The sequence below is a fragment of the Ruegeria sp. EL01 genome (assembly GCF_900313035.1).
In the GTDB taxonomy this organism is placed as follows: Bacteria; Pseudomonadota; Alphaproteobacteria; order Rhodobacterales; family Rhodobacteraceae; genus Ruegeria.
In genome coordinates, this window is record NZ_OMPS01000044.1 from 145,617 (window position 1) to 165,859 (window position 20,243).

Genomic DNA, 20,243 nt, shown 5'->3' on the forward strand with positions numbered 1-20,243 from the left:
CAGCGGCTACTGGTACGCCTGACGTTCTTCCTGGATCAGGCCAATGGCGCAGGAAGACAACTCGGCTGCGGGCGCGGATTCGGCAAGCCATTCAAGATTGGTCTCGGTCCGAGCCAGAACCACCCTGCGCAACACCATCAATCGCGCGCGGGGGCTTTCCAGAAACCTGTCCTGAGGAATAACCGTCTCAAGCGGGCTGTCGGTACGGATGACCTCAAAATACCCACCGGACAACGCCATGAATGCAAAAGCGCATGCAGGCGCTTCGGTTCCACAGCTTGACGAGCAGAGCTGCGCAATCGGCACGGTTGCCTGGGCGGTCATCAGCCAGTTCTCCACCGCGGGTCGCCAAGGATTGTTCGGTGAAAGATCCCCATATCCCAGCCCAAGTGCCAAGGTTCCCGCCATGCCCAGCGCTTGCGCAGAACCCGCATCAACACCGTCCGACTGAATGTGGCGCAAGGCGGCAAGGCCATCGCCACGCGGTTCAGGATCAAGGCTGAGGTACGACAAATACGGTTTGAGATCATCCATCAGCCCATCGTCTTCCAGGAGGCTGTGGCGCATGTCTTTATTGCCATACAGGGCCACTATTCTGGTTGGATAATCCGTTGCCTGATGTTCGCCCAGCGCATTCAAGCGCGAGATCAGCACAGGATCTGGCTCGGGTCGTTTGGCGCGCAACAAAGCCTGTGCCAGGTCGTTGCCCGCCGCTGCCTCGACCATCAACCAAGACCGCCCAAACGCCGAAAGGTCTTTTTGACGGAACAACATGCGGGACTGAGCAGGTTCAAGCCCCAGCCGAAATGGTGACGGACCCAGATCCATCGTTTCGATCCGCGCCAAAAGCAAACGCGCCTCGGCATCGCCCTTGGCCGCCAGTTCAGCCAGCATCGGCAAAGCCCTTGCGTCATCGCCGTCCAGCCAAAGCGCCACGGCCTTCTCAAGCCGTGTTTGCGCCGAAACGGTTGATCCGATCGCAGCCTGAGCCACAATAAAAAGGGCAGCAACAAGTATTCTGATCATGCGCTGACCCTCTTCAGTGCTAGATGCTTTTATTCATTCCAGCTTATTGCCGTTAAATCTATTGCTGCGGTAGGGGCATTTTCCCAAAGTCCTTGGACACCGGCCTTGGCCACGCCCAGTTTGGCCAATTGGAACAGATAGCCGTTTACATAGTCATTCGCGATCACTCGCTGCGCTTCTCCCAGAATCTTTGCCCGCTCTTCAGGGGCCGTGGTCGAATTCAGCGTCGCCATCAAGGCTTGAAAGTCCGTGCTGTCATACTGGAAATAATATTCTGGCCGGGCGTAGATTCCGATATCCATCGGCTCGGTGTGGCTGACGATGGTCAGGCCAAAGTCTTTGCCGTTGAATACAGATTCCAACCATTGCGCCCATTCGACATTGATGATCTCGGCGGTGATCCCGACCTCGGCCAGCTGTGCGGCGATAATCTCTCCACCACGACGGGCGTAAGACGGCGGCGGCAAATGCAGCGTGGTTTCGAACCCATCGGCAAATCCAGCCTCGGCCAGCAGTGCCTTGGCTTTTTCCAGATCGTAGGCTGAGTTTCCCGTCAGATCGACGTAAGCCGGGTTGTGCGGCGCGAAATGGGATCCAATCGGTGTGCCATACCCAAACATCGCTCCATCGATGATCGCCTGCCGGTCGATGGCATGGGCCAGCGCCTGACGCACACGAATGTCGTCAAATGGCGGCTGTTTGTTGTTGGTGGACAGGATCGTCTCACCCTCGGTCGAGCCGACGAGAACTTTGAAACGCGGGTCAGCCTCGAATTGAGGCAGGTTTTCCGGCGCGGGGAAGTTGTCGAACGCATCCACATCCTCGGCCATCATAGCGGCAAAGGCAGCGGTTGGATCCGAGATGAACTTGAATGTGGCAGTCTCTAACGCAGGCTCATCGCCCCAATAGTTGGGGTTCCGGTTCAACGTGATGTTGTCACCCTGAACCCATTCACCAAACGCGAAAGCCCCGGTGCCGACCGGGTTGGTTTTAATGCCATCAATGCTTTCCGGCGCAACGATGACCGCATCCCCCCAGGCCAAGTTGAACAGAAAACTGCCATTCGGCTCTGACAAGGTGACCTTGACGGTCAGAGGGTCGACAACTTCGACACTTTCGATTCCGGCAAACAGCGCTTTCTGCGCATTGGCGCTGTCTTCGGCCGTGGCGCGGTCGAGGCTGAATTTGACGTCCTCGGCATCCATCGTAGTGCCATCGTGAAAGGTCACACCATCCCTTAGCGTGAATGTGTAGACGGTCCCATCATCGGAAATCTCCCACATCTCGGCCAAGCCCGGCACGACCGATCCATCACCCATGAATCGAGTCAACCCTTCAAACACATTGGTGTAAACAACCGAATCGATGGCCTGCGCTGCAGCGCTTGTCGGGTCTAAATGCGGCGGCTCCAATTGCATGGCAATCGTGATATCCGATTTTGCCAAAGCCGGGCTGGCCAGAACGCTGACACCCATTGCCAACACTGAGCTTACGGTTCGAAACATCTGCTTTGTCATAAAATTCTCCACCCACTAATACGCGTTGACCCGTTGTTTTGCGGGCCATCGTACCCACAATGTCCCTTTAAACTTCGGGTCATTCAAGGAAATGTTCGCGCAACCGGGGTTTCTCTAACCTCATTCGATCTGTTATGCCGCACTGCAACATCAACCCCGCAGGAGCGAGCATGAGCGCCACCGCCCGCAAAAAAGCCCCAAACGCCGAGGATATTCGAGCCCGAAAAGGCGGCGAACCTCTGGTAAGTCTGACCGCCTATACGACGCCCATGGCGCAGCTGATGGACGACCATTGCGACTTTGTTCTGGTGGGCGACAGCGTCGGCATGGTGCTACACGGTCTGTCGTCGACCCTTGGCGTGACCATGGAGATGATGATCCTGCATGGGCAAGCCGTCGCACGCGGGCTGCAAAAGGCCATGATGGTCATCGACATGCCCTTTGCCAGTTACGAAGAAGGCCCAGCGCAAGCCTTTCGAAACGCGGCACGGCTGATGGCACAAACCGGGGCAGGTGCCGTGAAACTGGAGGGCGGCGTCGAGATGGCCGAAACCATCCGCTTTCTGGTCAAGCGCGGCATCCCGGTGATGGCCCATATCGGTTTGACGCCGCAATCGATCAACACGTTGGGCGGCTACAAGGTGCAGGGCCGCGATGATCAGGCCGAAACGGTGCTGGCAGATGCCCATGCTGTTGCGGATGCAGGGGCATTTTCCGTCGTGTTAGAGAAGGTTCCGCAAGTATTGGCCGACCGGATCACCGCTGCAATTGCCATCCCCACAATTGGTATCGGCGCGTCTGCCGGATGTGACGGGCAAATTCTGGTGGTCGACGACATGCTGGGCTTTTTCACCGCGTTCAAACCAAAATTCGTCAAACGCTATGCCGACCTTGGCCCATTGGCAGAACAGGCCATTGCAGACTACGCGACCGAGGTTCGGGCACGCAGTTTCCCGGCAGAGGAACATATCTTTGCGGATCAGGCTCCGACCGAGGGCTCAAAGGCATGACCCCACCAATCCTGCGTCGCCTGACAGATCTGCGCGCGTTAACGTCTGAATGGCACCAAAACGGGGAAGTTGTCGGCGTTGTCCCAACAATGGGCGCACTGCATCAAGGGCATCTGTCGTTGGCCCAAGCTGCAAGGGCAGACTGCGACCGGGTGATCGTCACGATCTTTGTGAACCCAAGACAATTCAACAATCCCGAAGATCTCGCCAAATATCCGCGCACCGAAATTGAAGACGCTGAAAAGCTGGCGCCTTACGGTGTGGATGCGATCTATGTTCCGGACCCGGATCAGATCTATCCCGAAGGGTTTTCGACAACGGTGACAGTCTCTGGGCTGACCGATGTCATGGAGGGGCCGTTCCGGCCCGGACATTTTGAAGGGGTGGCCACCGTTGTGGCCAAGCTATTCCTGCAAACCCGCGCGGATCGAGCCTATTTCGGGGAAAAAGACTATCAACAGCTGCTAGTTGTTCGTCGCATGGCCCGCGATCTGGATATTCAGATCGAGGTCATTGGCTGTCCGACGATCCGCGAACCGTCGGGTCTGGCCATGTCATCGCGCAATCTGATGTTGTCCCGCGAAGGTCTGAACATTGCCGCGAAAAAAAGCGGAATCATGCGAGCTCTGGCAGCCGAGTTGGCAAACGGGCAAGCCTTCGCACCGCTGGCGCAAAAGGCCAAGGCCGAACTGATCGACGCCGGTTTCACCGAGGTCGAATACATTGACCTGCGCTGCGCTGACAGTTTGGAAGAGCTGCCCCGCGCCTCGCGCCCGGCCCGGCTGTTCATCACGGCCTGGGCGGATGGGGTTCGCCTAATCGACAATATCCCGGTCACGCCAGTCTGATTTCTGCTCTGGCAGGACCACAACCGTTTGCGCTAAAGTCCCGCAAAATGAAGCGGGGGAGAAGCGCAGGCATGACCTATATTCTGGCAATCGATCAGGGCACAACGTCCTCACGCGCAATTCTGTTTGACGCACAGATGCAACGTGTCGGCACGGCGCAGCACGAGTTCCCGCAGCATTTCCCGCAGGAAGGCTGGGTCGAACACGATGTCGAAGACATCTGGGACAGTGTTCTGACGGTCTGTCGTGAGGTTATGGAAACCGTCGGAGCATCCTCTGAGCAGATCGCAGGGATCGGCATCACCAACCAGCGGGAAACCACCGTCGTGTGGGATCGCGCAACCGGTAAGGCCATCCACAACGCCATCGTCTGGCAGGACCGGCGGACCGCCGATATCTGCGCGCGCTACCGTCAGGCCGGGTGCGAGGACGATGTCACCGCACAAACGGGCTTGCTGCTGGACCCGTATTTCTCGGGCACCAAAGTCAAATGGCTGCTGGACACTGTGCCGGGTGCCCGCGCGCGTGCCGAGGTCGGCGAACTGATGTTTGGCACCATCGACAGCTTTCTGATCTGGCGACTGACCGAAGGGCGCAGCCATGTAACGGATGCCACCAACGCCGCCCGAACCTTGCTGTTCGATATCCACAAAGGCGCATGGAGCCCGGAAATCTGCGATCTTCTGGATGTCCCTTTGGACATGCTGCCCGAGGTGCGCGATTGTGCGACCGATTTCGGCAGCACATCCCTTTTCGGCGGTAGCATCCCGATCCTTGGCGTCGCAGGCGACCAGCAAGCGGCCACCATTGGTCAGGCCTGTTTCCAGCCGGGTATGATGAAATCGACCTATGGCACCGGGTGCTTTGCGCTGCTGAACACGGGCGCACAGCCCGTTGCATCCAAAAACCGGCTGCTCACGACCATCGGGTATCAGTTGGACGGACAGCGGACTTACGCGCTGGAGGGGTCTATCTTTATCGCAGGCGCAGCGGTGCAATGGCTACGTGATGCGTTGGAAATCATCGAAACAGCCCCGCAAAGTGGTGATCTTGCCGCCAAGGCCGATCCGAACCAGCATGTGGTGCTGGTTCCGGCCTTCACCGGCCTTGGGGCACCGTACTGGAAACCGGATTGCCGAGGCGCCATGTTCGGTCTGACCCGTAACTCGGGCCGTGCCGAGATCGCCCGTGCGACACTCGAAAGCATCGCCTTCCAGACCCGCGATCTGTGGCACGCCATGCAAGGCGACTGGGGCACCGATGCGGATGTCATCCTGCGCGTCGATGGCGGGATGAGTGCATCTGACTGGGCCATGCAAGGCTTGGCCAACTATCTGGGCGCCCCGGTGGACCGACCGGTAATGCAGGAAACCACTGCACTGGGTGCAGCTTGGCTGGCCGGAATGAAAGCGGGGATTTATCCCGATCAGGATGGCTTTGCCGAGACATGGCGTCTGGATCAGCGGTTCGAACCTGCCCTGCCGGAAGCCGAGCGTGACGCTGCTTACGCGCGTTGGCAGCGCGCGGTTCAGGCAACGATGGCGTTTTGATCGGGTTGGTTCGGCAAAAACACCGAGCCGCTTTAACTGTGATCTTTCAGAAGCCGCTGCTTTTGCCGTGACCAATCCCGCTTGGCCTCGGTTTCACGCTTGTCATGGGTCTTCTTGCCCTTGGCAATGCCGATTTTGATTTTGGCCAGACCTTTGTGATTGAAGTATAAAACCAACGGCACCAACGTCATGCCTTTGCGTTGCGTCGCGTTCCACAGATTCGACAATTCCTTGCGAGTGACCAGCAGTTTGCGGCGGCGACGCTCTTCGTGTTTGAATGATTTTGCCTGATCGTATGGCGCGATGTAGCTGTTGACGAGCCACAGCTCTCCGTCATCAACCGATGCATAGCTTTCAGCAATATTCGAGCCACCTGCGCGCAGCGACTTGACCTCGGACCCTTCCAGCATGATGCCGCACTCGATATCCTCTTCGATCGCATAATCGAAGCGGGCACGCCGGTTTTCGGCAATCACTTTGTAATTCGGGTCTGTCTTTTGCTTGGCCATGACGCGTTGATTTAGGCGGCTTGTCCCGGCCATGCAAGGCAGGGTTTCGCCTTAGGTGTCAGGATTTGGCGGAAATGATCAAGTCTGGCCCAAAAATCGTGTCTGCGTGGTTGTGCAAATAGATCTTGAGCCACGGGGTGAAACGGTCCGGATGGCGCTGCACTTCGGCCAGCAGATCGTGGTAGTCGATCCAACGAATATCCATGACCTCGTCCGGGTTAGGCTCGATCTTCAACGGACCACGCACATGGGCCAGGAACACATCAACCACTTCGTTTTCGACCATATTGTTGCCGACGTCGGCGTGGTATTCCAACCGGTGGCGATATTCCGGATAGAGGCCGGTAATGCCAAGTTCTTCGTGCAGGCGACGCACAGCACAGACCGAAGACTTCTCGTCCCAGTCCGGATGGGTGCAACAGGTATTCGCCCATAGGCCAGGCGTATGATATTTGCCCATCGCACGGCGCTGCAGCAATATCTCGGTTCCGCGCACGACGAAGACGGACACCGCCTTGTGCTTGAGCCCCTTTTCATGCGCCTCAAGCTTGTCCACGGGGGTCAATTCACCATCAACCCAGGCCGGGATCATGATTCCCATCTGTCGTCTCCTGCTGCCGATCCGCCTTCCCGACGGGATTATAATATTAGCTGCGGCCGGATCGGCTTGGCGTTGCGACGTGACCATGATTACAGCCCACATCGCTTGTTCCCAAAGTGACGATGATCCAACTGGTTAGCAATCGCACGAAAGGCCGCAGGGGCTGCGGCCTTCTGCTCATTTCATCACGCGGCGGCAATCAGGCGTTATTCACCAGAAACGCTTACGATATAGGCGTACACGTCTTCACCGCCCTTTTTCAGCTTGAAGGTCATCTTGGACTTGGCCGAGGTTTCCCCGAGATAATCTTTCAGGAAGGCCTTGGGATCCTGTGAGTATTCAACAAATGTTGCTTCGTCCCAGACCAGACCGTTTTCGCCTGCGGCAACGATGCTGTCGCCATATTTGAACCCTTCGTAGGTTCCTGCAGTGCGACCTGCGATTCCATACAGGTTCGGGCCGGTTTTGCCGCCTTTGACAATCGCTTCGCCGGCTGGGTCAGCAATCATGTGGCAGGATTTGCATTTGTTGAACGTCTTCTTTCCGGCTTCTGCGTCGCCTTCGGCGTAGGCAGGTACGGCCAAAAGGCCGACAATTGCGGTAGCGAGGATGCGATTCATAGCTATTTGCTCCGATACATTTGGCTGCACCGAATGGACCGCTGGTGCAGGTGAGAGTCAACGCGCAGATTGCCGCGCGAGGATACTGTGTCACTAGAGTTTGTGTACCGTCCTTAACTTATGTCATGTGACGCCGTCCAACAGGGCAAAAGATCGCCTGTTTCGGGTGAAGCAAGATAGACAGCCCGTGCAATTGCCCGCGACAGGCACAGCGATGCTGCGTGTCCAATCGCGCTCAATTCTGCCTCGGTTTCTAAAGGTCGGGCACCTGTGCTGACGCCAAACACCAAGTCGCCATCACCCGGTGTATGCGCAGGAAGAATGGCCCTGGCGATACCGTCATGGGCCGCCACCGCAAGCCGGTGGCATTGCGGTTTAGACAGGGCTGCGTCGGTTGCGACGATGGCAATGGTGGTGTTGGTTTTGTCTGGTGCGGCAGGTCGCATTGCCAGGGCCTTGCGACTGACGAATGGTTGTCCCAACCCGGCTGACGGATCGGGGCCCAACCCGCCAAATTCACCACCAACCTCAAACGGCGCAGCCCAGAAATGACGGTCGCTGGGCGTCGTCACGCTGCCTAGCGGGTTGGCGGCAACCAATGCGCCGACTGTCACGCCAGTGTCCAGCACCAGTGAAGCAGACCCGAGCCCGCCCTTGTGCATCGCAGCTAAAGCCCCGGTTCCCGCACCCGCAGTGCCCAACGCAAACGTATCCCTGGCATTTTCAAACGCGGCACGTCCCAAGGTGCGATAGGGGTTTTCATCCCAATCCTTATCTCCTCCGTTTAGCAAGTCGAACAGAATTGCACCCGGTACGATGGGCACCCGTGTGTTACCGACCGGATAGCCGCGGCCCCGTGATCGCAGCGCATCAGAAACCCCGGAGCAAGCATCCAGCCCAAAGGCGGACCCACCTGACATGGCGATTGCATCGATTTGTGTAACAGATTTATCTGGCGCCAGCAGATCGGTTTCCCGCGTGCCGGGGGCACCCCCCATCACGTGAACCGACGCAGAGAAGGGATGATCAGCGGTCAGGACAGTTACACCGGATTTCAGCGCATCATCCTTTGCGTTCCCAACCTTCAGGCCGGGCACATCGGTGATCAGATTTTGGGGTCCGGGTGTCATAGGAGTGTCGTCCGTTTGTTCAAATCAGATGCACCGTCCGCCATCCACTTCCAACGCGGTACCCGTGATCATACTGGCCTCGTCCGAGCATAAAAAACAGGTGGAATTGGCCATGTCCTCGGGTGTTGAAAAACGGCCCAGTGGAATGGTGGACAGAAATTTGGCGCGTACCTCGGGCGTGTCTTCCCCCATGAAGGACTTCAGCAAAGGCGTTTCGCCTGCCACCGGGCAGATCGCGTTCACGCGTACGCCAGACGGGGCCAGTTCCACGGCCATTGTTTTGGTCGCGGTAATCATCCAGCCCTTGGAGGCGTTGTACCAGTTCAGGTTCGGGCGCGGCGACAATCCGGCCGTAGACGCCACATTCAGAATAGCTCCGGCGCTGCGGGATTTCATATGCGGCACCAATGCCCGCGCCGTCAGGTAAACCGATTTCATATTCACGGCGAAAACGCGGTCAAAATCCTCTTCGCTGACATCCTCCAGCGGGGTGGGAAGATGCGTGATCCCCGCGTTGTTCACCAGAATGTCGAGGTGTCCGAAACGGCCAAGAACTTCATCAGCCATGGCCTGAACCGAGGCCGCATTCGCCACGTCAACCACTTGGGCAACTGCATTCACGCCAAGCTGATCCGCCATATCGCTGGCCGCATCCCCATTGATGTCGGCAATCATGACGCGGGCCCCTTCGGCCAGGAATTTTTGAACGATGCCTGCACCAAAACCGGATGCGCCGCCTGTTACGATCGCGGTTTTTCCCTCCAACCTCATGGCTTTGCCTCCCTGCCGCCTTTGAGTGGCAGAGTAGCAACGCCCGGAAAAGTTACCAGATCAATCTTCAGGCACCTTGCCGCGCAAGGCTTTGACGTCTGATCGCGCTTTTTTTGTTGCCAACCGACGTTTGACCGAACCGTAAGTGGGTTTGGTCGCGATGCGCCGCTTGGGTTTAACTAATGCTCGGGCGATCAACTCGGCCAGGCGTGCGCGCGCGATTTCGCGGTTGCGCGCCTGTGACCGCGTCTCTTCGCACTGGATGATGATCGCACCCTCTTTGGTCCAACGCCGCCCGGCGAGCCGCTTCAATCGCGCCTTGATCGGATCAGGCAAAGAAGGAGAACGCGCAGCCTCAAAACGCAGCTCAACGGCCGTTGAAACCTTGTTGACGTTCTGCCCACCCGGGCCGGAAGAGCGGACAAAGCTCTCAGTCAGTTCCCAGTCCTGTACGGTGATATCGTCATTGATGCGCAACATAAGGCGGACCTTATAGGCCCTCGGCAGAAACAAAAAGGGCCGCCCCAGCGGGACGGCCCTTCGAAAGTTCAGGAGGTTGGGTCGGTTAGATCAATCGACCAGCCGGAGCGAGCGCTCCGCCAAGGGCTGCCCTAACAGGCGATCCCCCCGGTTGTTCCAACACCTCTCTCCAATCTCTTTCTCGACACTGGATCACCTCCTTTTCTATCTATTGCGGTTGAAAAGAAGCGTGCCACAAGTTGTGCCATTCTCAAAGCGTTTTTTTATGCAGGCTGCGCGGACAGTCGGGCGACGATCACCTTGAACGGGATCAGCGCGATCAGCGCCAGTGACAGTTTCACCAGCCAGTCCGCAAAAGCCAACGTCACCCAAAGCGGGGCCATCGGACCCGTCAGCATGAAGGGCACAGGCTCCCACGCCCAGCTGATTGCAGCGTCTGCATTGGCACCAAAGATCGCAACCGAGGCCGAAAAAGCGATGGTAAAGAAGATCACCGTATCCAGCGCCGATCCGACCAGTGTCGAAACCAGCGGCGCGCGCCACCATCGGCCACCGCGCAGCGAGTTAAACACGGTGACATCGGTCAGCTGTGCGATCAGGAAGGCGGTGCCGGACGCGACGGCGATCCGCAGCGGCACTGCGGCATAGGTGAACCCGTCACCCTGCAACATGATCTGGCTGCCGATCAGCGAGCAGATGATACCGGTGACAAACCCGGCGAACACGACCTTGCGGGCCGGACCCACGCCATAGACTCGGTTCATGATGTCGGTGACCAGAAAGGCCAGCGGATAGGTGAAAGCACCCCAGGTCAACAGCCCGTCAAAGATCAGGAACTGGACCAGAAAGTTTGAGGCCACAACAATGGTGGCCATGGCAATAATGCCGGGAATGTAAGCGCGTTGCATATTTTGATGCCCGTTTTGACAAGGTAGCGGCGACTTGGCCAAGGGCTCATCCCAAGGCAAGCCGCGCTTCTAGCGGTTCGAACTGCGTTTGGCAAGTCAGTCAGGCAGGGCGTATTCAACAAGCTCTGTGCGTTGCAGGCCAATGAAATTGTCATCCGACACCATGGTTGCACGCAAGATTCCCTGATCGTCGCGCCACACGGACAGGCCTTCCAGATTGTCGTGTGTGCCTGTGCCCGTCTCAAACAATGTCTCTTCGGCACCGGGCGTATCGTTGTCGATCTGCCACCGGCGCAAACGCGTACGGAAGCCGGTCAGAGAGACCTTACGCTCCAGAACATAGAACCGGCCAAGCGGGTCAAAATCGGCGGCAACCGGTAAGAACCCATCCCGAGGCGGCAGAACGAACGGCGTGGACCAGGACTGCCCGTTCCAGCGATACACTGGGATATTGCGCTGAACTGTCCTGTTTTTCTCGGTCAGAGTGTAAATCCGCCCCTTTTTGTCAATCGCCAAGCCTTCAAACGAGCCGTTGCGATCAAGCTCATCAAACGCCTGTGGGCGCGGCAAGACCCGCGCATTGGTACCGGGTGCCGCGTAATAGGCAACGCGATGCACACCTTCAAAGGACACATAAAAGCTGCCATCCGGCGCGACTGCTATGCCTTCGGAATCACCCGCATAGCCCAACATGATGCGGCCTGTGCTGGACAGAACCGGCCAATGACCCAGGATCTGAACATCTTTGATCTCGGCTCCGTCCCGCTTGATCCTGACCGACAACACAGTGGCACGGTCACTCAGAACGATCGCGCTGCGACCGTCATCCGAGATATGGATGGCGGAAAATCCGCCAAACCATTCGGCATTGTGTCGCCAGGCGAAGCTGCCCAGATGAGAGGCGATCTTGACGTCAACGGCCCAAACCGATCCGGCAAGAAGCAGTGCCGCAACTAGTTGGATTGTAAAACTGCGGCGCATTGCTGAGGTAGATCTGCCAAACGGTATTCCCTGCGTTTCTTGGGCGCTGGCGCGTTTGGATCTGGCGGCGGCGGGTTCAGGATGTTTTGCACCCATTGCTGCGCCTCGGCACATCCATCGCCTTTGGGTGGCGCGTCCTGATTTACGCATCCGCGCGACCCGCGCGGACATTTCAGCCGCACATGGAAATGATAGTGATGCCCCCACCAAGGTCGGATCTTACGCAGATAGGCGCGGTTGCCTTTTTCATCATTGCACATCTGCACTTTGGCGCCCGGGAACACGAAAATCCGCGCGACGCGCTTGTCCTTGGCAGCCTCTTTCAGAACGGCATGGTGTTGCTTGGTCCAGTTGCCGTTCACATAGGCCCCATTGGACCGGCGCAACGAAATGGACGAGAGATTCTCGCGCGCTTTGCGCGACAGGCGCATGTTATCACCCGGCAGCATCCAGATATCGATGTCCAAACCCAGCTGGTGACTACGGTGCCCCGATGTCATCGGACCACCACGCGGCTGGCTGATATCCCCGACATAAAGACCGTTCCATCCCCGCTGTTTGGCGGCAAACTTGCTGAGGTCCTGCACGTAATCAATTGCCTCGGGGTGTCCCCAATTGCGGTTGCGCGACAAACGCATTGCCTGCCATGTCGGTCCTGTCTCGGGCAATTGCACCGACCCGGCGGCGCATCCGCGCGAGTAACTGCCGAAGGCGGCTGCTTTTTGTTGTGAATTTTGCTTTTGCGCCCCGAACAACTGTTTGGCCAAGGGCTGTGCCCCAGCCGTGCCTGCCAAAGTTATCGTGGCCAAAATCGCCAAAAAACGTAGTAAAATCATCTGCTCTGATCCCCTTCCGGTCTGACCCAGCGCATCAGGACTAGACCCAGAATAAACAACAGAACGATGGGTGACACCCCCAATCGTGCACTCCCCGTTGCAGTTGTTGCAATCCCGATCAGTAGCGGGGCGGCAAACGCGGTTGCGCGGCCCGACAACCCATAAAGACCAAAGCTTTCAACCGGGGCTTTGGGATCGGTATGGCGGACCATCATCGAGCGGCTGGCCGATTGCAAAATCCCACCCATGCCCCCGATCAGCACCCCGCAGCCAAAAAAGACCAGATCCGGCAAGCCCGACCCTTCGGGCAAAGCGATGCCATAGATCTGGGTTCGATCCATCATGACAACGGTCGCGCAGACGAAAATCAGTACCCAAATAGCCACGATAATAACCGGCTTGGGGCCGTATTTCTTGTCCAGCTTGCCACCAATCCAGGCAAAAACTGCCGCTGCCAGCACGCTGACAATGCCAAATACGCCGATCTTGATCAGATCCCATTCCAGCACCAGCCGCGCATAGACGCCCCCAAACGTATAAAGCCCGTTCAATGCATCGCGATACAACATGGACGAGCCCAAGTAAGACGCAAGACTGACCCGGTGACGCAAGGCGGAAATGGAATGGCCCAGCAATCGCAATGCCTCGCCGATACTGCCTTTTTTGTCCGGTTCGGGATCGTCCCGGACCCACAGGAAGTAGGGAACCATGAAAAGGACAAACCAGCCGGCCGTGAACGGCCCGACGAAGCGCGTGCCCTCGCGTTCAGCAGCATTCAGACCAAACATCGGATCCATCCCGATCAGCGTCTTGCCATTGGCCTGTTCGACAAACAAAGCCAGCATGATGGCAAGCGAGATCAGCCCACCGAAATAGCCAAAAGCAAACCCAGACCCGGAAATCTCACCCACTTCGCTGTCATCGCCAAGATCCGGAAGCTGCGAGTTGATGAAAATCAGCGCATATTCGGCGCCGACAAAGCCCAAACCAAACGCCGACAACATCAGCCACATGTTCGAGCCGTCTGGCAACGTGTACCATAATGCGGCCGAGCCCACGGCGTACATCACCGAAAAGGCGAAAATCCACGGCATGCGACGGCCCGATACATCCGCCATCGCTCCCATCAACGGCGCGCCAAATGCGATGATCAAACCAATGATGGTCATACAGTTGGCCCATACCGTCTGCGCACGTGCGTCTGCGGCATCGCCATCCAGACCCGAGTTTACAAAGAACTCGGCGGCGACCCCTGCAAAGTAGGGGCCAAAGACAAAGGTGACCAGCAAGGTGTGATACGGTTGGCTGGCCCAATCAAAAAACCACCAGCCCCAGATGCGCTTGCGCTTGGAAATCTCTGCCATACCTGCCTCTGTTTTATCGTTGTTTTAGTAAGACGAGTGTTTGCTGCATTTCGCAAGCGTTCTGTTGCGGCAGTCTTGCTCTTTGCCGTAAGGGCGCTTAGGTCTCAGCCAGTAAGAAAACGGAGTGCCCATGCTGTCGCTGATCCAAATCCTGTTGCTTATCCTGGACATTGTCTGGTTCATCATTCTTGCTTATGTGATCATGAGCTGGTTGATCAACTTTCAGGTGCTCAACCTTCATCAACAGCTGGTGGCGCAGATTTGGTATGGTTTGAACCGCATACTCGAACCAATTTACGGTCCGATCCGCCGTATTCTACCTGCAATGGGTGGGCTCGACCTGACACCTTTGGTCGTGCTGATCGGTGTCTATGCTTTGCGGATCATTCTGATCAACAATATGGTCTATTTCTACTGACCTCTTGTTCACTGAATCTTAGTATGTGATTGTCCTGTCTTAAGAGCAGACAAACCTTAAAACAGGGCAACGCCGCACATGTTCGACGCCGCACCTTTGCTGCGAGATGTCTTTGGATTCGATGACTTCCGCCCTGGGCAGGAAGAGATCGTCGATGCCGTGACAGCGGGCGAGAACGTGCTGGCCATCATGCCTACGGGTGGCGGCAAATCCCTGTGTTTCCAATTACCTGCCCTACTACGCGACGGGGTCACGGTGGTGATCTCTCCGCTGATCGCCCTGATGCGCGATCAGGTGCGCGGGCTGCAAGAGGCCGGCGTCGAGGCCGGCGCGCTGACATCCGGAAACACCCCCGAGGAAACCGATGCGGTGTGGGAAGCACTGGAGGCTGGACGGCTCAAGCTGCTGTACATGGCCCCCGAACGTCTGGCCGCGGGGTCCGCGATGGGGATGCTGCGGCGGATCAACGTCAGCCTGATCGCCGTCGACGAAGCCCATTGCGTCAGTCAATGGGGTCACGATTTCCGCCCAGATTACCTGCGGATCGGGGAACTGCGCCGTACACTGAACATTCCGCTGGCCGCGTTTACCGCCACGGCAGACGCGGAAACGCAGGACGAGATTGTCGAAAAGCTGTTCGACGGCTCGCCCCCGCGCAAGTTCCTGCGCGGGTTCGACCGGCCCAATATTCATTTGGCCTTTGGGGCCAAGGACGGGCCCCGCAAGCAAATCCTCGATTTCGCTGCGGCGCGCAAAGGACAATCCGGCATCGTCTATTGCGGCACCCGCAACAAAACCGAGGTGCTGGCACAGGCCCTGCGCGCCGAAGGTCACGCCGCCTGCCATTATCATGGCGGGATGGAGGCTGAGGACCGCCGCATCGTCGAAACCCGCTTTGCCCGCGAAGACGGTCTGATCGTCGTGGCCACGGTGGCCTTTGGCATGGGCATCGACAAGCCTGATATCCGCTGGGTCGCCCATGCGGACCTGCCCAAATCCATCGAAGCCTATTATCAGGAAATCGGGCGCGCCGGACGCGATGGCGACCCTGCTGAAACCCTGACCCTGTTCGGCCCTGACGATATCCGCCTGCGACGGACACAGATCGACGAAGGACTTGCCCCAGCAGAACGGCGCGGGGCGGATCACGGTCGTCTGAACGCCCTGCTGGGTCTGGCCGAAGCGCTGAAATGCCGTCGACAGACTTTGTTGGGGTATTTCGGGGAACAGGCTGAACCCTGCGGCAAGTGCGATCTGTGCGATACACCGCCTGAAATTTTTGATGGCACCACGCCGGTGCGTATGGCCCTGTCCGCGATCCTGCGGACCGAGGAATGGTTCGGCGCTGGTCACCTGATCGACATCCTGCTGGGCAGCGATACCGATAAAATCCGCACCCGTCGCCATGACAATCTGTCCACCTACGGCATCGGCAAAGAGTGGTCGCGCCCGCAATGGCAGGCGATCTTCCGGCAGATGATGGGGTATGATCTGGTGAGACCCGACCCCGACCGTCACGGCGCGCTGCGCATGACCGAGGCCGCCAAGCCGATCCTAAAAGGCGAAGCGCAGATCGATCTGCGCAAGGATACGATCCGCAAGGCAACCCGGCGCCCTGCGGTCAAAGCTATGGTGTCCGAAGAAGACGCGCCGCTGTTGTCGGCGCTCAAGGCCAAGCGTCGCGCACTTGCCGAATCCGCGCGCGTACCGGCCTATGTCATCTTCCCTGACCGCACCCTGATCGAGATGGCCGAAACACGCCCCGCGACGCTGGACGATATGGCCCGGATCAGTGGCATTGGCGCGAAGAAACTGGAACGCTACGGGACCACCTTCCTTGAGATTCTGACCGGCGCGGTCGAGGAATTGCACCCCGCGCGCCGCAAACTGGCCGGGCGCGATCAGGGCGCGGTTTATGACCGACTGCTGGAAGTGCAATCGCAACTTTCCCGTGGTCCGGACGGGATCGACAAACCGCTGACCTGCTCGGCTGCGCAACTGGCAAAGGTGGCGCAATTGCGTGACGGTGATGCCCGCGCGCTGGAGCAGCTTCTGGGCGAACGTCGCGCTGATAGATTTGGTGCAGCGTTTCTGGACGTGTTGCAGGCAGCAGGCTAGATACGGGTCTGACAGGCAAGAACGAGGGCGGATATGCTGGTAGTGATTTCCCCGGCCAAGCGGCTGGACTGGGCGGAACGAGACGAAAAAGCGACTGAACCCGCCTTTCAGGACGACGCAATCCGCCTGTCCAAAACCGCCCGCAACCTGACGCTTGGTGATCTGAAAAAGCTGATGGACCTCAGCGACGATCTGGCCCGCCTGAACCGGGACCGCTATCGTGTCTTTTCCGAAGATCCCGGGTCTGACCAAACGCGACCCGCTGCTTTGGCTTTTGCAGGTGACACTTACCAAGGTCTTGAGGCCGCGTCGCTGGATGCAGATGAAATGGCCTGGGCCCAAGATCATTTGCGCATCCTCTCAGGTCTTTATGGGATATTGCGCCCCTTGGATGCCATTCAGGCCTATCGGTTGGAGATGGGCAGCAGGCTGAAAACCCGTCGTGGCAAGAACCTGTACGAATACTGGCGCGATCAGTTGAGCAAAGCGTTAAACGCGCAGGCCAATAAAATCGACAGCAACATTTTGGTGAACTGCGCCAGCCAGGAGTACTTTGGGGCCGTTGACCCCAAAGCGTTGAAACTGCGCACTATTACGCCAGTCTTTATGGAAGACAAAGCAGGCACCCCGAAAATCGTTAGCTTCTTTGCTAAGAAAGCCCGCGGGGCGATGGCGCGCTATGTCATCCAGCATCGTCTAACCGATCCAAAAGGACTGCTGGATTTCGATACCGGGGGCTATGCATATCGCCCGGACCTGTCGGAGGAGAACAAACCGGTCTTTGTTCGCCCCTATCAGGCCTAAGTTAGAAGCGATGGATCGTAGGCCACCAGTTCAACCGTATTTCCCTCGGGGTCCTCGGTGAAAATGCCACGCCAGCCGATCCAGCCGAACTCTTCGATCCGGTAAGGCTGACCGATCTCATCATACCAGCGCAACACGGCATCCTGTTCTTCAAACGGCAGGGACAATGCTATGTGATGCAACGCAGAGCCGCCGCCCGTAACAGGCCGATCTGCGCCTATAGGATGCAGCCCAGGACGTGGCGCGGCCACGTGATGAAACAAGGCAAGCACCTGCGTGTGCCCGCCAAAACCTTCGGCAATGCGGAAAAACACGATGGCGCTGTTGTGATCCCCGTACAGCCGTTCCAGGCCAATCACGGTTTCATAAAACGCGACCATCGCACTCATATCTGCACAGCGAATAGCAATCTCGCCCAAAGCGCGTGCGCGAAACCCTCGATCCTTTGACATTTGCTCAGCCTAGTCAGCCTGTTCTGTTTCAGCAATGACCGGAATAGCGCATTTGGGACAGTGTTTCAGGATCATTTGATGGATCAGCTTTTTGTGCAGTGGTTTGGTCAGGTAATGATCCAAACCCGCAGACAAAATCCCCTGATCGTCCCCGGCCATCGCATGCGCTGTCAGGGCAACAATGGGAACATGACGGCCTGTTTCAATCTCGAACCGGCGAATTTCGCCGGTGGCCTGCTTGCCATCCATTTTGGGCATTGAGATGTCCATGAAGACCAAATCAGGCTCGAAGTCCTCATAGGCATCGACCGCTTCGATCCCGTTGGCTGCAAAGCGCAGGTCGATGTCTAAATCCTTCACCATCTTTTTCAGGATGAGCTGATTGGTTCGATTGTCCTCGGCCGCCAGAACCCGCATGAGTCGTTGCCCCCCTGGTCGATCCGCAGGCGCCGCACCGGCGGGTTCTGGGTCGTTTGACATCAAAGGTGGACTCCCAAGGGCCATAAGTCGGGAATACAGCTCGGACCGGGGGATTGGTTTTTGCAACACCCCTTCTATCAGATGCCGCGCAGGGTTGGTGTGAATTACGCCGGGATTGGCAGACATCACCACAACCGGCAGATCGTCCCAACCCCGTTCCTTAAAGAGTGTTGCCAGCTCCAGCCCATCCATATCCGGCAGGTCGTGATCGCAAAGGACAAGGTCAATCGAGGCATCAAGCTTTGCAAGCCCCTCATGGCCCGAGGCACATACAGTGACTTCGATCCCAAGACGACCCAGCTGTTTGGCCAGAATGGCGCGATTGACGGCCATATCTTCGACCACCATGACATGTTTCAAACGATCGGCCAGATCCGGCGGTGCAGGCTGCGGGCCTTCTGCAACCGGCAAAGACGTACGAAAGCCAAAACACGATCCCTGACCCGGTTCACTTTCGACCCAGACCGAACCGCGCATCATATTGATCAGACGCTTGGTGATCGCCAGGCCCAGTCCGGTGCCTTCGAACTGACGGTTGCGTTCATCCTCGATCTGATTGAATTCGCCAAAGATATGCCCAACCTTGTCCGCATCGATGCCGATACCAGTGTCTTCGATTGCAATATGGATGTCACAGGTCTGGTCGTTGGCATCCGGCACACCGGTCACCCGGATCAGCACATGCCCTTCGGCCGTAAACTTCACAGCGTTACCGACCAGATTCGTCAAGACCTGCCGCACCCGGCCCGGGTCGCCCACAAAAAGCGTCGGCATGAACAGATCGTAATCCACCAACAGCGTCAGCCCCTTGTCCCGAACGCTGGGCTGCAACAACATCGCCACCTCAAGGATACACCGTTCCAGATCGAATTGTTCGGGGTGCAGGATCAGCTTGTCAGCTTCGATCTTGGAATAGTCCAGAACATCGTTGATGATGACCAGCAATGCCTCGCCCGAGTTGCGGATCGTATTGACATACAGCCGCTGCTCTTCGTCCATCGGCGTTTCGCTCAGCAGCTCGGTCATTCCGACAATACCGTTCATCGGCGTTCGGATTTCATGGCTCATATTGGCCAGAAATGCCGATTTCGCCCTGTTCGCAGCTTCGGCACGTTCGCGCGCGGCTTTAAGGTCGGTCTCGTGCTGGACCGAGGCGGTTATGTTGAGCGCCAGGCTCACGACATCCCCACCACTGCCGCGCTGGTCGATGAGGCGAATATAGTGCCCGTTCCAAAGCTGGATCACCACCGACGGCGGGTTTGCACGCGCCCACCGATCCTGCATTCTGGCGCACCATGCTTCGGCGGGTTCAGGCCCGATATCCACGATCCCTTCAGTCGTCAAAAGCTCCAGAATCCGCGAATAAGGTATTCCCTGTGCAACCTCATCCAGCCCCTCAAACACACCTAGATAAGCCGCGTTGGCACTGATCAGCCTGCTGTCACCGTCAAAGAAGGCAAACCCGTCCTGAATGGTTTGGATCGAATGCCAGAGGCGACGTTCGGCCACCTCGATCTTGGCATTGGCTACGGTCAGGTCTGATTTGACCTTTTCATTCTCCCCCCGAACCGTCTCAACCTCGGCCTGGGTTTCGTCAATGCGTTTTGTCAGGGCCATGGCGTGGCGACCCAGTTTGCGGTTTGCGGCGGACAGTTCCGCCTGTTTCAGATCAAGCAACCGCTCGGCTGCCAGACGCGCGCGCCGTTCTTGTGCCAGTTTGTTTGCAAGACTCATATCGATCAGTTCCGAGACGCTATCCGCTCAGCATCCCGACAGACCGTGAAAAAGTGTTTAAGCCGTTGCGCAACGGGCGCACGACA

General features: G+C 57.7%; 20 protein-coding genes. 6 read left to right on the forward strand and 14 right to left on the reverse strand.

Annotated elements, in window-relative coordinates; genetic code table 11:
* Window positions 1-6 precede the first annotated feature (6 nt).
* Window positions 7-1,026, reverse strand: coding sequence for a hypothetical protein (locus D9K61_RS18860; protein WP_120634740.1), 1,020 nt, complete (start codon window positions 1,024-1,026; stop codon window positions 7-9).
* A gap of 29 nt (window positions 1,027-1,055) precedes the next feature.
* The gene (locus D9K61_RS18865) at window positions 1,056-2,543 is read right to left on the reverse strand and encodes an ABC transporter substrate-binding protein (RefSeq protein WP_174235116.1); all 1,488 of its coding nucleotides are present in this window, start codon (window positions 2,541-2,543) and stop codon (window positions 1,056-1,058) included.
* 170 nt (window positions 2,544-2,713) lie between these two features.
* Here D9K61_RS18865 and panB point away from each other — a divergent pair, with 170 nt between their 5' ends.
* From panB to glpK, 3 genes are all read left to right on the forward strand, one after another.
* Window positions 2,714-3,553, forward strand: a complete 840-nt coding sequence (gene panB / locus D9K61_RS18870) for a 3-methyl-2-oxobutanoate hydroxymethyltransferase (RefSeq protein WP_120634741.1) — start codon at window positions 2,714-2,716, stop codon at window positions 3,551-3,553.
* Window positions 3,550-4,401, forward strand: a complete 852-nt coding sequence (gene panC, locus D9K61_RS18875; RefSeq protein ID WP_120634742.1) for a pantoate--beta-alanine ligase — start codon at window positions 3,550-3,552, stop codon at window positions 4,399-4,401. Before panB ends, panC begins: the two co-directional genes overlap by 4 nt.
* 71 nt (window positions 4,402-4,472) lie before the next feature.
* Window positions 4,473-5,951, forward strand: a complete 1,479-nt coding sequence (glpK, locus tag D9K61_RS18880) for a glycerol kinase GlpK (protein WP_120634743.1) — start codon at window positions 4,473-4,475, stop codon at window positions 5,949-5,951.
* Window positions 5,952-5,983: 32 nt separating this feature from the next.
* Here glpK and smpB read toward each other — a convergent pair whose 3' ends face one another.
* The 10 genes from smpB to D9K61_RS18930 all read right to left on the reverse strand — a co-directional run bounded on the left by smpB (window position 5,984) and on the right by D9K61_RS18930 (window position 14,151).
* A complete protein-coding gene (gene smpB / locus D9K61_RS18885; RefSeq protein WP_120634744.1) occupies window positions 5,984-6,460 on the reverse strand; it encodes an SsrA-binding protein SmpB in 477 nt (158 codons plus the stop codon).
* A gap of 58 nt (window positions 6,461-6,518) precedes the next feature.
* Window positions 6,519-7,061 carry an isopentenyl-diphosphate Delta-isomerase gene (idi, locus tag D9K61_RS18890; RefSeq protein WP_120634745.1) on the reverse strand — a complete coding sequence of 181 codons (543 nt, stop codon included), beginning with the start codon at window positions 7,059-7,061 and terminating at the stop codon, window positions 6,519-6,521.
* 206 nt (window positions 7,062-7,267) lie between these two features.
* Window positions 7,268-7,681, reverse strand: coding sequence for a cytochrome c family protein (locus D9K61_RS18895; protein WP_120634746.1), 414 nt, complete (start codon window positions 7,679-7,681; stop codon window positions 7,268-7,270).
* 113 nt (window positions 7,682-7,794) lie between these two features.
* The gene (locus D9K61_RS18900; protein WP_120634747.1) at window positions 7,795-8,811 is read right to left on the reverse strand and encodes a P1 family peptidase; all 1,017 of its coding nucleotides are present in this window, start codon (window positions 8,809-8,811) and stop codon (window positions 7,795-7,797) included.
* Window positions 8,812-8,835: 24 nt separating this feature from the next.
* Window positions 8,836-9,582, reverse strand: a complete 747-nt coding sequence (locus tag D9K61_RS18905) for an SDR family oxidoreductase (RefSeq protein ID WP_120634748.1) — start codon at window positions 9,580-9,582, stop codon at window positions 8,836-8,838.
* A 60-nt stretch (window positions 9,583-9,642) separates the two neighbouring features.
* Window positions 9,643-10,062, reverse strand: coding sequence for an alternative ribosome rescue aminoacyl-tRNA hydrolase ArfB (gene arfB, locus D9K61_RS18910; RefSeq protein ID WP_120634749.1), 420 nt, complete (start codon window positions 10,060-10,062; stop codon window positions 9,643-9,645).
* A 263-nt stretch (window positions 10,063-10,325) separates the two neighbouring features.
* Window positions 10,326-10,970 (reverse strand): queuosine precursor transporter, encoded by a 645-nt coding sequence (locus tag D9K61_RS18915; RefSeq protein WP_120634750.1) that lies wholly within the window; start codon window positions 10,968-10,970, stop codon window positions 10,326-10,328.
* 96 nt (window positions 10,971-11,066) lie between these two features.
* Window positions 11,067-11,951, reverse strand: a complete 885-nt coding sequence (locus D9K61_RS18920; RefSeq protein ID WP_120634751.1) for an esterase-like activity of phytase family protein — start codon at window positions 11,949-11,951, stop codon at window positions 11,067-11,069.
* Window positions 11,924-12,787, reverse strand: a complete 864-nt coding sequence (gene mepA / locus D9K61_RS18925) for a penicillin-insensitive murein endopeptidase (protein ID WP_120634752.1) — start codon at window positions 12,785-12,787, stop codon at window positions 11,924-11,926. The genes D9K61_RS18920 and mepA overlap by 28 nt, the downstream gene beginning before the upstream one ends.
* The gene (locus tag D9K61_RS18930) at window positions 12,784-14,151 is read right to left on the reverse strand and encodes an MFS transporter (RefSeq protein WP_120634753.1); all 1,368 of its coding nucleotides are present in this window, start codon (window positions 14,149-14,151) and stop codon (window positions 12,784-12,786) included. The genes mepA and D9K61_RS18930 overlap by 4 nt, the downstream gene beginning before the upstream one ends.
* A 130-nt stretch (window positions 14,152-14,281) precedes the next feature.
* On the opposite strand from D9K61_RS18930, the gene D9K61_RS18935 reads away from it, so the two are divergent.
* The 3 genes from D9K61_RS18935 to yaaA all read left to right on the forward strand — a co-directional run bounded on the left by D9K61_RS18935 (window position 14,282) and on the right by yaaA (window position 17,491).
* The gene (locus D9K61_RS18935) at window positions 14,282-14,569 is read left to right on the forward strand and encodes a YggT family protein (protein ID WP_120634754.1); all 288 of its coding nucleotides are present in this window, start codon (window positions 14,282-14,284) and stop codon (window positions 14,567-14,569) included.
* 78 nt (window positions 14,570-14,647) lie between these two features.
* The gene (gene recQ, locus D9K61_RS18940) at window positions 14,648-16,687 is read left to right on the forward strand and encodes a DNA helicase RecQ (protein ID WP_120634755.1); all 2,040 of its coding nucleotides are present in this window, start codon (window positions 14,648-14,650) and stop codon (window positions 16,685-16,687) included.
* A gap of 33 nt (window positions 16,688-16,720) precedes the next feature.
* Window positions 16,721-17,491, forward strand: a complete 771-nt coding sequence (gene yaaA, locus D9K61_RS18945; protein ID WP_120634756.1) for a peroxide stress protein YaaA — start codon at window positions 16,721-16,723, stop codon at window positions 17,489-17,491.
* Here the strand turns inward: yaaA and D9K61_RS18950 are convergent.
* Together D9K61_RS18950 and D9K61_RS18955 are read right to left on the reverse strand one after the other, a co-directional pair.
* A complete protein-coding gene (locus D9K61_RS18950; RefSeq protein WP_120634757.1) occupies window positions 17,488-17,943 on the reverse strand; it encodes a VOC family protein in 456 nt (151 codons plus the stop codon). The two genes, yaaA and D9K61_RS18950, sit on opposite strands and share 4 nt — an antisense overlap.
* Window positions 17,944-17,952: 9 nt before the next feature.
* Window positions 17,953-20,157 (reverse strand): response regulator, encoded by a 2,205-nt coding sequence (locus tag D9K61_RS18955; RefSeq protein ID WP_120634758.1) that lies wholly within the window; start codon window positions 20,155-20,157, stop codon window positions 17,953-17,955.
* Window positions 20,158-20,243 lie beyond the last annotated feature (86 nt).